Here is a 12,557-nt window from a genome sequence, read left to right as displayed (position 1 = left end):
CAAAATGGCACAGAATTCAGAAACCATCGAAATCCTGAACGACCTGATTCTGATCAACAACGACCGGATCGCGGGATATGAAAAAGCGGAAGCCGAAGCCGGCGAATTGGAAAACGATCTCAGGTCTATGTTTCACAACCTGGCGGAAGCAAGCCGCGCGAATGTGCTCGACCTGAAATCGCACGTAACGCACCTGGGAGGCGAGCCTGCGACGGGTACTATGCTGTCGGGCAAACTCTATCGCGTATGGATGGATATCCGGGCCACATTCACGTCCGACAACCGCCGGGCCGTGCTCGAAAACGCCGAAATGGGTGAAGATGCCGCCAAAAAGGCCTACGAAGAAGCGCTGAAATCAGATGAGTTGCCTGCTGATGTCCGGCAGCTGATCCTGAGCCAATTCACCGCCATCCAAACTGCCCACGACACCATCAAAACCGACCGCGACAGGCAAAGAGACGTTTCGAAGTATCCGCTGACGACTTAGCCCGAGCTTGGGCTCAAGCCAGACCTAGTGCATGCCTATCCCGAGGCTGAAGCCTCGGGTTAAACTGACCCCGTCACCCCTGACCCTAACCCAGGTCTTCAGACTTGGGCCCCCCACATCCCATCTCCACGGCACAATACTACGCACCGCACCGGCTTCAGCCGAAGACACTCCAACGCCCCAGGAAAACAGTTAAAAAAAATTTTCGACTTTTTTCCTAAATTCCTGTAACCTTTCCCATTCCCCGGAGTTACCACATCAAAATCACGAAAACAAAGCGCCGAGCCTTGAATACCCTAACCGACAACTCGCTGATGCTCCGGGTAAAAACCGGGGACCTGGATAAGATGGGCTTGCTCTTCGAACGGTACAACCGGCCGCTTTTCGGGTTCTTTTACCACATGACGCACAAGGCCGATCTCAGTGAGGACCTCGTTCAGAATGTGTTTTACAGAATGCTAAAATACCGTCACACGTTTACGGGCGACGGTGAGTTCAGGACGTGGATGTACCACCTGGCCAGGAACGTGCTGAATGATTCGGTGAAGCAAAACAGGTCGTTCAACTTTTATGATGTGAATGAGGTCGCCGACCGGATCGAAGGCGGAATGCGCGCCGATGAAAGCCTGGAACGGCAGCAGGACAACGAGTTTCTGCACGAAGCGATGGGCGCACTAAGCCCCGAATACCGCGAGGTGCTGATTTTAAGCAGGTTCCAGGAGATGAAATACGACGAGATCGCCAAAGTACTGAATATCAATGAAGGAACGGTGAAAGTGCGGGTCCACAGGGCATTGGGAGAATTGAAGAAAAGGTTTTTTACAAATGAAAGACGATAAGGAAATGAACTGCGACTATACCAAAGGCAAACTGACCGAATGGCTCAACAATAACCTCGAAAGAGGCGAGCAAATGGAGGTGAACCGCCACCTGGCCGAATGCGAACATTGCCAGGAGGAGTTCGCGGCCGATAAGCAGATCTGGGACAACATGGCGAAAATAAGGGTGCCTGAGCCTAAGGAAGCCATGCGCACGAATTTTTACACCATGCTCGACGAGTTCAAAGAAGCCGAGAAAGCCGCGGCGCGGTTCTCGTTCCATAGCATGATGGAAAGTATCCGCGAGTTTGTACTGCCGCAATGGACGGTACAAGTCGGATTTAGCTTATTGCTTGTCGGACTGGGATGGGTAATCGGCAACCGGACGAGCCGCAGCAAAGTGGATGCGGTGGCCTACCAGCAGCGGATCGAAACGCTGGCGAGCCAGGTGCAGGACATGAAGAGCACGATGATGCTTTCGCTGCTCGAAAACCCTTCGGCCACGGAGCGGCTCCGGGCGGTAGGTTACACTAGTGAGATCGCGCAGGCCGACGATCGCGTCTTAGAAGCGCTTTTTGCCACCTTAAACAACGACCCTAACGTAAATGTGCGGCTCGTAACGCTCGAAGCGCTCACGCAATATGCGGGCGACGCGTCCGTACGGGAAGGACTGGTGAAATCGCTTGCATTGCAGGATTCGCCGATGGTACAGGTGGCCCTGGCGGATGTGATGGTCAAATTGCAGGAGAAACGTTCGGTAAAAGCATTGAAAACCCTGCTGCAAAAAGAAGACCTGAACGACCTCGTGAAAGTCAAAATAGAACAGACAATCAAAGACCTTTCATAAACCTTAAATCAACTATTAGCCATGAAGTATTTTGCAATCCCCCTGCTGGCGGGAGCAGTGCTCTGCTGTACCCAGGCCCCGGCGCAAAAGCTGGAACACAAAGAGCACGTCAGCAAGGAATTTACGATCAGCGCCGGCCAGGCGGCCAAAAATGTGCTCGCGATTTACAATATCAACGGTTTTATCAAAGTGGAAGGCTATAACGGCGATAAAGTGGTGCTGGAAATCGATAAGAAAATCAGGGCCAAAACACAGGACGTGCTGGATCAGGGCAAGGCCGAGTTTAAACTTGAAATCGAGCAGGATGCCGACAGCATTATCGCTTACATCGCCAACCCGTTCGACTCGCGGCCTAACCGCAGCCGCCGTAACTGGGACGGACCGAAAATCCATTACGATTTCGAACTGGATTTTACGGTTAAGGTGCCCTACTCGCTCAATTTGCACGTTTCCACGGTCAATGGCGGCGATATCAACGTGAACGACGTCACCGGCTCACTCGGTATCCGCAATGTGAATGGAGCGATTAAGGTCGTGAATGCGAAAGGAAAAGCGGATATGCACACGATCAACGGGAATGTAGAGGCTAACTACCTCACCGTTCCGCCCGGCGAGTCGGATTTCAAAACGCTGAACGGCGACGTCAAGATCAGCTACCCGGCCGCACTGTCCGTCGACTGCCAGTTCAAAACATTCAACGGCGATTTCTTTACAGATTTCCCGAACGTCGAAACACTCCCGGTGCGGGTAGTCAAAAACTCGGAAAACCGCGAGAACAAAACGGTTTACAAGCTGAGTACCGAAACGTTCATCCGTATCGGCAGCGGCGGCCCAACCTACAAATTCGAAACATTCAATGGCAATATCTATCTTAAAAAACAATCTTAGCAAAATGAAAACCCCGCGCATTCTAGCCCTCGCAGCGTTCACAGCATTTACCGCAATTTCGGCACCATTGCTGGCCCAGGGCGATATAAAAGAACAACTGACGATCCCCCTGAGCGACCCCGGCAAACCCGGCACGCTGAAAGTACACCTGATCCGCGGCTCCATCCGCGTGACAGGCTACAACGGAAACCAGGTGGTGATCGATGCGACTACCAAACAGTCCGATAAACAGGAGAAGCCGAAGGAAAATGCCGAAGGAATGCGGCGCATCTCCAAAAGCGGCGCAATGGATATTTCGGCTACCGAGGAAAACAATGTCGTGAACGTGAGCTCGAAGCTTTTCAATTCGCACATGGAACTGAATATCAAAGTCCCGACGAAGTTCTCGCTGAATGTCGGAACGATCAATGAAGGTGACGTAACGATCGAAAACGTGGATGGCGTGCTGGAAATCACCAATGTGAACGGCGACATCCGGCTGACGAACATTTCGGGCTCGGCCGTTGCCAACACGGTGAATGGTTTGCTGAAAGCGAATTTCAAAACGCTGGACGCGAAATCGCCGATGGCATTCTCCACGCTGAACGGAAATGTGGACATTACCCTGCCTGCCACAGCCAAGTTCGACATCAAGGCTAAATCCGATCAGGGCGACATTTTCAGCGACTTCGATGTGGACGTCGACAAAGCCACACCGCAGGCGACCAAAACAGCCAAAGACGGCATGTACAAGGTAAGCATCGAAGACTGGGTGAAAGGCAAAGTCAACGGCGGCGGCAGCGAGATCATGATGAAGAATATGAACGGCAATATCTACGTCAGGAAGGCAAAGTAAGCGCTTCATGAGGTAAGACCCACGCCTCTGACAGATCGTCTGTCAGAGGCGTTTTTTTGAGGGGTGCTTTTTCAAAATTTGGCACCATAAGCCCTATTCGATCGTCCCGCCGAGCTCGATGAGCACGCGCTGCAAGTCTTCCAGCTTCTTGGACTTTACCGGGATCATCAACTGCTCCGAAGTTGACTCGGCGGTAGCAATAGCTTCGAGGTAAATCTTCTTCCCGGCATTCGCCAGCTTCACATACGATACCCGCGCGTCGCGGCTGTTTGCCTCTCTTTTCACATACCCCAGCTTCTCCAACGGCGACAGCATTCTCGTAATTCCGGAGGCCGTCAGACCTACCTTTTCCGCCACATCCGTACGCCGCAATTTCTCATCCTGCGCATTCGCCAGATGGTGCAGAATCATGAATTCATTGAGGCTGATACCGTGGTTTTGAAGTTTGGCATCAAAGCGTTTCGCGGTGATAGTCTGGATAATGGTCAGATTCAAAAACAGTTTCAGCTCCTGGGAAATAGTTGACATAAATTTGAAAAGTATTTGATTTATAGTTGATATATATTTGATTAGTCAAGTATTATGCAAATATATGCTACTTATAAGTATTTAAAAAACAATTAGTTACAAAATGTCGAAATGTTTTACAATTCGATGATATTCAAGTCAATGCAAGGCGCTAGTATCCGGAATAAGCCGTGTTGTCGCGTACCTACGGCACGCCCGGAAGGTGTCGGAAAAATTAATGCGCTACCAAGATTACATGCCTAACGGCATTTTGGGGCGGCAATCAAAGTCGCGTAGCGACGTAATATTGGTAGTAATGAAGAATTGAGCATGAAGATCAAAATCCCGTCAGGGATGCAACAACAATGCACCCCTAACCACACCCGACGAACACACCACAAAAAAAGCCCGCTGCATTACACAGCGGGCTTAAAATCCTGATAAAGACTGGTTTAGTTAGCTCTTGCCAGTTGCACTTCCAGGCGGATGTCTACGTTACGGTCATTACCATTGTAGCGCGAGTTATACCCGCCGGTTCCGATGCCTACTCCCATACCGCCGCCCATGCCGATACCGCCCCCAAGGCCGATACCAATACGCGGGCTGAAACCGGAGTTCGACGATGATTGGCCATCGACCTTAATGCTCATGCCCATCATTCCCGTTTCACGCGCATTCACATTCATGAGTGCGAAAGGGATCGCGATTTGCTCGGTAAGTTCGCCGTCGCGGTCCATCGAGATGTGCGATTTGATGCTGCCATCAGGCCGTACGAGGTCGATCAAATGCTGACCGTCGCGGTCTTTCCAAACGGCCTCTTTATTGTACGAATCCAAGAGAAGCCCGAGGCCGAGGCTGTTAGGCAAATCCGTTTCTACGCGGCGTAATGCCTTGCGATCTTCCTTCATCACCACCGGGAAAGTCAGCGCGTAGCCTTCCTTCTTCTGGCCCTCCGGACTGAATGCGATTTTCAGGCCGCTGCTCAGGATGTTCTGGATCGTGTTCGGGTCTTTCGTTTTGAGCGTGATGTACACGTACTGGTCGTCGTTGATGATTCCGTATCTGAGGCGCGACCGCTGGTCCTGCTGGTCGGGTTTGATTTCATCTACATAGGAGAACGGCGCATTCCATTTGGATGCATAAGGCATCGTTTTGGACGAACTGCAACCGCCGAGGGCTATTAACAGCAGTAATGACCAACTGTTTCTGATCGTTTTCATTTGTTGTTTTATCAATTAGAATTACTCTTTCTAGAACGAATTCCTGCAAATAATCATTACGAAAAGTTGCCGGAAATCGTTGCACTTCAAACTTGTGACACGTTTGCAGGTGCGATGGTTGAAAGCAGCAAGTCTATTTTCTGGTGCAGCTTCTCCGGTTCGAACGGTTTGGAAAGCGTATCGTTCATACCTGCTTCCAGTGCCTGGGCCACCTCTTCGGGCAGCACGGTGGCCGAAAGCGAAAGGATCGGCGTGGTAATGCGGAGCTCCTCACGCGCCATGCGGGCGGCCTGAAAACCGTCCATTTCGGGCATACGGGTATCCATGATGATCAGGTCGAAAAGCTCCTCGCGCAGCTGGTCCACGGCCTCTTTTCCATTGCCTACGATCACGGCATCGAGCTGCCATGCTTTGAGGTATTTTTTCAAAAGCAATGCATTGATCGGGTTATCCTCGGCTACCAGCACTTTCTTGCCGTCGAAAGACGGCAGGTTCTGGAATGACACCACGGGCTTTGCGTCGCCGGTCTTTTCGTTGGCATCTTGGAGGATTAATGTAAAAAAGAACTGGCTTCCCTGGTGGAAACGGCTGTTCACTTCCAGCTCGCTGCCCATGAGCCGCACGAGTTTCTGCGAGATGGTCAGACCGAGGCCGGTACCGCCGTACTGATGCGAAGTATTCTCGGAAGCCTGCCCGTATTCGGAGAAAATATTGGCCAGATGCTCGTCCGACATTCCTATACCCGTGTCCTCCACCGCAAACCGGATCCGGTGCCCCGCCGGTGTTTCGGCCAGGTGTTCCATTTTCAAAGTCACATTGCCCGTTTCGGTGAATTTCAATGCATTACCGATCAGGTTCAGCAAAATCTGGTTCAGGCGCATACCGTCTACGGTCACGCATTCGGGAATTTTGTCGCCGGTTTCCAGCCGCAGTTCCAGTTTCTTTTCATCGGCTTTAAACTGCATTAAATCGATGATCTGCTTGCCTAGTAGCCGGAGGTCAGTAGACGTCGGGATGATCGAGAACTTGCCTTCGTCGATTTTGGAAATATCGAGGATGTCATTCAGGATATTCAGGAGCGATCCCGATGATTGGCGAAGCATATTTACGAGTTCGTTCTGCCCGTCGGTTAGTTCCGTTGCGGCCAGCAGGTTGCCCAGGCCGATAATACCGTTCAGCGGCGTCCGTATCTCATGGCTCATGTTAGCGAGGAACGATTCCTTCGTTTTCCGCGCCTTTTCCGCCTGCGTCTGTGCGTCGATCAGCGCCAGTTCGTGCGCTTTCCGCTTCTCCACATCGTGCAGGTTTACGAACAATAGCCTGTTTTTATACATTATCCTCAATTCCAGCCATACCGGCTGCCGCAGCCGACCGTAGAACTGATCCTCCACGACGATGGTCTCCCCGCCTACGAAACTGCGCTTCACAAGCACTTCGCGCAGGCTTGATTTCAAGGGATCTACCAGCAGATCGAGTACCGAAGTCCGTATCAGCGAGGCAGCGGAAATGCCTAGTATGGTCTCCACGGACGGATTGATAGATAATATCGACCCGGTATCCGGCTCCACGGTAGCAATGATATCCGGAGAATTAAGCACGATCGTCGCGTAGTTTTCCAGCAGCTTATTCTTCTCGCGTATCTCCCGCTGGCTGCGCGCGAGCTTGATCAGCGAATCGACCTTCGCATTGGTAATGTAAGGGTCGAGCGGCTTGTAGAGGTAATCGATGGCCCCGGTTTTGAGACCTCGCACCGCATAAGTCGTTTCTTTGGAAATTGCCGTCACGAAAACGATCAGGATTTCGCGGGTTTTGGGGTTTGAAAAAAGTGTCTCCGCAAACTCGAAACCATCCATTCCCGGCATTTGAACATCCACCAGCGCAACGGCAATCTCGTTTTCCCAGACAATGCGCAATGCCTCGTTGGGTGACGTAGTCGCGTAAATTTCAATGTCGTCGCGGTTCAGGATCGCTTTGAGTGAGATCAGGTTCTCTTCCCGGTCGTCCAGCAGCAAAATCTTTGTATTTTCCATGGGTTATCGTTGAGTAGCTATTGAAGGATATCGTTGATGATCGAAAACAGGTTTCCATCGACCATTACCCGGTGTTTTTCGTAGGCCAAAAGGGCTTGCTCGGGCATGCGCGGCGACTCCGCCTCGGCCGGGTTCTGTACGTAGGTCGGGAACCCTTTTTCTGCCAATGCTTTCATTCCAAAAGCGCCGTCGGCACTGGAACCGGAAAAGAGCATGGCCGCTTTCACGGGAATGCCGGAAACGGCGGCAGAAATGAAGGTTGCGTCGATGGATGGGCGTGAAAAGAAATCTTTGTCGGAACAATCGTAGTGAAACCGTTTGTCGGGACCAATCAGCAGGTGGTAGTCCGGGTAAGCGAAATAAATGGAATTCTCCTCGATCGGGTCCAGATGGTACGGCTCGCTCATAGCTACATTTGTCTTGTTTTTAAATAATTGCGGCAAAACCGCGGTACTGGATTTGCCGCGGTGCAATACGAAAATCAATGCGAACGAAATCGGGTTTCTGACCAGCCTGAGCATTTCCTCGAAAATCGCAAAGCTGCCCGACGATCCGCCGACCAGCACCAAACTGAGTGAACCATTATCCGTCGCATTGCTCATCTGATCTTCTGGTAAATGTTCAACGTGCTATCGATCACTTTGAAGTTTTCTTCCAGACCCGAATAGCGCAGTGTTTCGCGCTTCCCCAGGCAAAGAAAACCCAACATACTGAGACTGTCATACAAAAGCCTGAATACTTTTTGGCGGAGTTCCAGGGTAAAATAGATCATCACATTCCGGCAACTGATAAACTGAAACTCGTTGAACACGCCGTCGCCGGTAAGGTCATGCATGGAAAAAACAATGTTCCGCCGCAGCTCCGGCAGCATCACCGCCTTGTTGTAAGCCACATGGTAGTAATCCGACAATGAATGCTTTCCGCCTGCCGCCAGATAATTCTCCGAGTACGTACGCACATTCCCGAGCGTGAACACGCCCTCGCGCGCGGCCGTGAGCGCCTTCTTGCTCAGGTCGGTGGCGTAGATCAGCGAGCGACCGAGAAACCCCGCCTCTTTGAGAAAAATCGCCATTGAATAAGCCTCTTCGCCGGTTGCACATCCCGCCACCCAAAAACGCAGCGTCGGGTACGATTCGAGGTAAGTAAACACCTCCGACTTCGCTTTCATAAAGAAATCCGCGTCCCGGAACATCTCCGAATAGTTGACGGTCAACTCCTGTATCAGGCCGTATACCACGCTCCCGCCCTGTTCGATATGCACGAGCAATTGCGGGAAATCCATTTTGTGGGTCGTCAAATACCTGCTCGCCCGCCGCAGCAGCGACGGCCTCGCGTACCCGGAGAAATCAAAACCTGATATTTCCCTGATCCGCACGATGAGTATTTCCAGTTCCGCATATTCTATCAGCACCATAACTACGCAGCTTGTAACCAGACCTTGATCAGCGAAAGCAGCTTGTCAACATCCACAGGTTTTGAAATATAATCGTTCGCACCGGCTTCGAGGCATTGCTCGCGGTCGCCCTGCATGGCTTTGGCGGTCACCGCGATGATGGGGATATTGGCCCATCTCGGTACCTGCCTGATACGCCGCGTCGCCTCGATACCGTCCATTTCAGGCATCATTACATCCATTAATATCAGCTCGATCTCCGGATTGTCTTCCAATTTATCGATCGCCTCCCTACCATTCGTAGCGATTTCAATGCTGAACCCGGCGTCTTCCAGCACGGCGCTCAATGCAAAAATATTGCGCATATCGTCGTCGGCCAGCAGCAGTTTTTTGCCTACAAAAAGCTTTTCCGCATTCACTACCGCATTGCTGAACGATTCTTTCGGTGCTTCCGGCTCCGGCGCTTTCGGCTGTATTTTTTTGAGGAAAAGCTTCACCTCGTCGAGCAGGCGCTCGTTCGATTTCTTGGTTTTGATCACCACCGGGTGCGCGTACTTCATTACCCGCCCCAAATCGGCCTGGGTAAGGTCTTCTGCCGTGTTGACCACCACAGGCAGCTCATTCCATTGCGCGTTTTCTTTGATTTTATCCAAAAGATCCAGCCCGTTCATATCCGCCAATCGCACGTCAAGGATAATGCCGTCGACCCGATCCGATTCAAGGATCGCCAGCGCTTCGGCTGCGGAATAGGCATACAGTACGAAAATGTTATTGCTCGCAAGGAAATCGCCCAGGTATTTGCTTTGGTAGGCATCATCCTCGATGAGCAGAATGCGCTGCTGGTCGAGGTCCTTTCCTTCCAGTTTTAATGCGGTGAATATGTGCTGGGCCGACCGCTCGTCAACCGGTTTCTGCATAAAACCGATCGCCCCGTTTTTCACCATTTCTTCATCGAAATAATCGCCCGACGACACCGTATGCACGGGGATTAGCCGCGTGCGTGTGTCACTTTTCAGCTCCTTCAATACCACTTCGCCCGCCATATCGGGCAAATGCATGTCAAGTATAATCGCGGTCGGATTGAATGCGCCTACCATTTCCAGCGCCTCCCGGCCGCTAGCGGCTATCTGCACTTCAAAACCACTTCCCTTCGCCTTGGCGGCCATATCCGCCGCGAAAATACTGTCGTCCTCGATCAGCAGCAGGCGTCGCGCCTTGCCATTCTCGGCTACCGGCGGTTTTTCCTCCTGCTGTTCCCGTTTAACCGGCTCCACCACAGTTTCCGGCTCGATAACAGTGGTTTGCTCATCCGATTCAGTCAGGTAAGGGATTTTCAATGTGAATACCGAACCTTCGCCCGGCGTGCTTTTCAGCGAAATCGACCCATTGAAAAGGCCGGCCAGCTCGCGGCTGATCGATAACCCGAGCCCTGTACCGCCATATTTCCGGCTCGTAGAACCGTCGGCTTGCTGGAATGCTTCGAAAATCGACGCCTGCTTTTCGGCAGGAATGCCAATACCTGTATCGGCGACCTCGAAATGCAGCTGGTTATCTTCTTTTGAGATCAGCAGCGAAACCTTTCCAGGAGCGGAAGTAAATTTAACGGCGTTAGAAATCAAATTTCTAAGTATCTGTAACATACGGGTATGGTCGGTAAACAGCGTCGCAGGGCACGAATCGGTCTTCTCGACCTGCAATGAAAGGCCTTTGTTTTCGGCAACCTTCTGGAAAGTACTTTTGACTTCGGCCAAAATGGATTCGGCACTGATATTTTCATGGATTAGCTCGATTTTCCCGGCTTCCACCTTCGCGAGATCGAGGATATCGTTGATAAGCGTCAGCAAATCGTTGCCGGAATTGTAGATCACCGAAGCATAGCGCTGCTCCTCTTCATTCAACCTGGCTCCTTTGTTTTCGCCCAGGATGCGTGACAAAATCAGGATACTGTTCAGCGGCGTCCGCAGCTCGTGGCTCATATTGGCCAAAAACTCACTTTTGAAGCGCCCGCTGCGTTCGAGTTCATCCGCTTTGATCTGGATCTGATCACGCGCCTCTTCGATCGTGCTTTTCTGTTCTTCGAGCATAAAAGCCTTTTCTTCCAGCTCGGTATTGATCTGTTTTAACTCTTCCTGCTGTACGCGCAGCTCCTCTTCCGAAACCTGCAAAAGCGATGTCTGCCGCGTGAGTTCCTCATTGGTAACCCGCAGTTCCTCTTGCTGACTTTCCAGCTCTTCGGCCTGCAACTGCGTTTTTTCGAGCAATTCGTTGGCAATCTCGCGCGCACGGGCGGCCATAATCGCCACCGCTACATTATCGGAAATCATTTCGAGCAGCTTGATCACCTTCGGTCCCGGGTCTTTCAGGTAACCAATTTCAAGAAGACCTGCTACCGAGCCATCGAAGCTGATGTTTTTCATTAGGACGACACCAGGCGCTGCATTACCGGTGGCTGTCTTCACCTGCAAATAGCCTTGCGCTACGTCCAGGCGCTTGATATCGCCCCTATCCGCGGCAAACTGGCCCAGTAACCCTTCTCCGAACGAAACAAATGCCGGTGCCGACTCCACAGCCGAAAGGCCGTGTACTGCCGAACGTTCGAGCAAATTGCCCGAGCGGGTGACGAGGTACATTGCAGAGACCTGCGAGCCAGTCACTTTCGAAAATTTGTTCAGCAACCGCTCCGAAAGTTCGGTCAGCGTGGGCTCACCGCGCACGGCGCTGGATACCTCCATGGCTGCGTTCAATATCCAGTTTTTCTCCTGGTCTTCCAATGCCAGCTCTTCCAACCGGCTGTTAGCCAATTGAATAGCCTTCTCGCTTGCAATCTGCGCCAGGTATGTTTTTCGGATAAAATAATAGAGCAAAAGGATCACCAGGAAAAACAGCAGCGAACCCAGCACGATATATTGCTTGGCGCGGGCCGAACTCGTCGAAGCAAGTTGTTCGCGCTCAGTCAGCAAACCTTCCTCCATGTTTTCAATGCGGCGAAAGCTGAATTCGATTTTGGAAGAAACTTCTTTTCCCTGCAAAACAATCTGCTGGATGGTATCGATGCTGTATTTGCCTACTTTCAGAATCTCGTACTGGCGGCTCATAAGGCCTACCCGCGCTTCCAGGAGGTTGGACAGCGAATCAACCCGTGCGCTTTGTGTTTTGTTGTCCTTCACCAGCTTTCTCAATGCTTCTACATCTTTCCACATGTCGTTGGAAGCTTGCAGGTAGCTCGTTTCGAAAGAACCGTTACCGGTAATCGCAAACCCGCGGACATTTGCTTCGGCGGTCAGCAGGCGGTTTTTAACGGAAGTAGAAACGCGCATTACCTCCCGCGTGTGGTCGACCCAGCCTGCATTTTCCTGCTGGATCAGGATCGCATTGTAGGATACATAGCCTACCACTAGCACCAAAAGAATTGAAAATGAGATCCCAAGTAAGACCTGACGCTGAAATGTAAGTTGCATAAACGCTGAATATCAAGTAGAAATACTACTAAATGACGATTTGGGGGAATATCCGGAAAAATAATGCTTTTTGA

General features: G+C 51.5%; 11 protein-coding genes. 5 read left to right on the top strand and 6 right to left on the bottom strand.

Annotated elements, in window-relative coordinates:
- Positions 1 to 4 precede the first annotated feature (4 nt).
- From BLQ88_RS17435 to BLQ88_RS17415, 5 genes are all read left to right on the top strand, one after another.
- Positions 5 to 487 carry a PA2169 family four-helix-bundle protein gene (locus tag BLQ88_RS17435; protein ID WP_090153158.1) on the top strand — a complete coding sequence of 161 codons (483 nt, stop codon included), beginning with the start codon at positions 5 to 7 and terminating at the stop codon, positions 485 to 487.
- A gap of 314 nt (positions 488 to 801) precedes the next feature.
- A complete protein-coding gene (locus BLQ88_RS17430) occupies positions 802 to 1,326 on the top strand; it encodes an RNA polymerase sigma factor (protein ID WP_090152658.1) in 525 nt (174 codons plus the stop codon).
- Complete coding sequence (locus BLQ88_RS17425; protein ID WP_090152655.1) at positions 1,313 to 2,152, top strand: HEAT repeat domain-containing protein; 840 nt, start codon at positions 1,313 to 1,315, stop codon at positions 2,150 to 2,152. Before BLQ88_RS17430 ends, BLQ88_RS17425 begins: the two co-directional genes overlap by 14 nt.
- A gap of 21 nt (positions 2,153 to 2,173) precedes the next feature.
- Positions 2,174 to 3,040: a DUF4097 family beta strand repeat-containing protein gene (locus BLQ88_RS17420; protein ID WP_090152652.1), complete on the top strand. Its 867-nt coding sequence runs from the start codon at positions 2,174 to 2,176 to the stop codon at positions 3,038 to 3,040.
- Positions 3,041 to 3,044: 4 nt separating this feature from the next.
- Positions 3,045 to 3,875 (top strand): DUF4097 family beta strand repeat-containing protein, encoded by an 831-nt coding sequence (locus tag BLQ88_RS17415; RefSeq protein WP_090152649.1) that lies wholly within the window; start codon positions 3,045 to 3,047, stop codon positions 3,873 to 3,875.
- Between the two features lie 93 nt (positions 3,876 to 3,968).
- On the opposite strand, the gene BLQ88_RS17410 is transcribed toward BLQ88_RS17415, so the two are convergent.
- The 6 genes from BLQ88_RS17410 to BLQ88_RS17385 form a co-directional block, all read right to left on the bottom strand.
- Complete coding sequence (locus tag BLQ88_RS17410) at positions 3,969 to 4,403, bottom strand: MarR family winged helix-turn-helix transcriptional regulator (RefSeq protein WP_090152646.1); 435 nt, start codon at positions 4,401 to 4,403, stop codon at positions 3,969 to 3,971.
- Positions 4,404 to 4,834: 431 nt separating this feature from the next.
- Entirely contained in the window at positions 4,835 to 5,602 is a 768-nt protein-coding gene (locus BLQ88_RS17405) for a hypothetical protein (protein WP_090152644.1), read from the bottom strand.
- Positions 5,603 to 5,688: 86 nt separating this feature from the next.
- Positions 5,689 to 7,632 (bottom strand): response regulator, encoded by a 1,944-nt coding sequence (locus tag BLQ88_RS17400; RefSeq protein ID WP_090152642.1) that lies wholly within the window; start codon positions 7,630 to 7,632, stop codon positions 5,689 to 5,691.
- Between the two features lie 17 nt (positions 7,633 to 7,649).
- Positions 7,650 to 8,234 carry a chemotaxis protein CheB gene (locus BLQ88_RS17395; protein WP_090152639.1) on the bottom strand — a complete coding sequence of 195 codons (585 nt, stop codon included), beginning with the start codon at positions 8,232 to 8,234 and terminating at the stop codon, positions 7,650 to 7,652.
- Entirely contained in the window at positions 8,231 to 9,046 is an 816-nt protein-coding gene (locus tag BLQ88_RS17390) for a CheR family methyltransferase (protein ID WP_090152636.1), read from the bottom strand. Before BLQ88_RS17390 ends, BLQ88_RS17395 begins: the two co-directional genes overlap by 4 nt.
- A gap of 2 nt (positions 9,047 to 9,048) precedes the next feature.
- Positions 9,049 to 12,483: a response regulator gene (locus tag BLQ88_RS17385; protein ID WP_090152634.1), complete on the bottom strand. Its 3,435-nt coding sequence runs from the start codon at positions 12,481 to 12,483 to the stop codon at positions 9,049 to 9,051.
- Positions 12,484 to 12,557: the final 74 nt, after the last annotated feature.

This window comes from Dyadobacter soli, from assembly GCF_900101885.1.
GTDB lineage: Bacteria > Bacteroidota > Bacteroidia > Cytophagales > Spirosomataceae > Dyadobacter > Dyadobacter soli.
Note: the sequence above shows the minus strand (reverse complement) of the source record. Positions and strands in the feature narration are given on the sequence as shown.

What these genes read in the sequence shown, in the direction of transcription:
- BLQ88_RS17435 (WP_090153158.1), top strand. Translation starts at nt 5, where the DNA reads ATGGCACAGAATTCAGAAACCATCGAAATCCTGAACGACCTGATTCTG.
- BLQ88_RS17430 (WP_090152658.1), top strand. Translation starts at nt 802, where the DNA reads ATGCTCCGGGTAAAAACCGGGGACCTGGATAAGATGGGCTTGCTCTTC.
- BLQ88_RS17425 (WP_090152655.1), top strand. Translation starts at nt 1,313, where the DNA reads ATGAAAGACGATAAGGAAATGAACTGCGACTATACCAAAGGCAAACTG.
- BLQ88_RS17420 (WP_090152652.1), top strand. Translation starts at nt 2,174, where the DNA reads ATGAAGTATTTTGCAATCCCCCTGCTGGCGGGAGCAGTGCTCTGCTGT.
- BLQ88_RS17415 (WP_090152649.1), top strand. Translation starts at nt 3,045, where the DNA reads ATGAAAACCCCGCGCATTCTAGCCCTCGCAGCGTTCACAGCATTTACC.
- BLQ88_RS17410 (WP_090152646.1), bottom strand. Translation starts at nt 4,403, where the DNA reads ATGTCAACTATTTCCCAGGAGCTGAAACTGTTTTTGAATCTGACCATT.
- BLQ88_RS17405 (WP_090152644.1), bottom strand. Translation starts at nt 5,602, where the DNA reads ATGAAAACGATCAGAAACAGTTGGTCATTACTGCTGTTAATAGCCCTC.
- BLQ88_RS17400 (WP_090152642.1), bottom strand. Translation starts at nt 7,632, where the DNA reads ATGGAAAATACAAAGATTTTGCTGCTGGACGACCGGGAAGAGAACCTG.
- BLQ88_RS17395 (WP_090152639.1), bottom strand. Translation starts at nt 8,234, where the DNA reads ATGAGCAATGCGACGGATAATGGTTCACTCAGTTTGGTGCTGGTCGGC.
- BLQ88_RS17390 (WP_090152636.1), bottom strand. Translation starts at nt 9,046, where the DNA reads ATGGTGCTGATAGAATATGCGGAACTGGAAATACTCATCGTGCGGATC.
- BLQ88_RS17385 (WP_090152634.1), bottom strand. Translation starts at nt 12,483, where the DNA reads ATGCAACTTACATTTCAGCGTCAGGTCTTACTTGGGATCTCATTTTCA.